1 pseudogene is annotated in these 262 nt (G+C 59.9%); it reads left to right on the plus strand.

What is annotated here, in order from left to right:
- Window positions 1–164: pseudogene (locus tag EOB49_RS38860) on the plus strand (mannitol dehydrogenase family protein); the annotation flags it as partial.
- Window positions 165–262: the final 98 nt, after the last annotated feature.

The raw sequence follows: 262 nt of genomic DNA on the forward strand, positions 1-262 counted from the left end.
TGCCGGCGAATGAAACCGTGACCGCGGTGTTCGACCTGGCCGGCTTCGCTGGGGACCATGCCGAGCGGCAGACATTGATCGAACTCGTGGCTGTCCATCTCGTCCACCTGCGACGCGATGGTCCGGTTCTGGCCTTCGCTGCGCTCGGCATAGACATGAAGTAGTCATCAACCAGATTTGGCGCGGGTCCGAACCAACTCGATTCAGGCTTATTTGCCGACCGAACCGTCCAGCGTTTGCCGGGAAGAATACTCCGTGCCTT

The sequence above is a fragment of the Mesorhizobium sp. M7A.F.Ca.MR.148.00.0.0 genome (assembly GCF_003997735.1).
Taxonomy (GTDB): Bacteria; Pseudomonadota; Alphaproteobacteria; order Rhizobiales; family Rhizobiaceae; genus Mesorhizobium.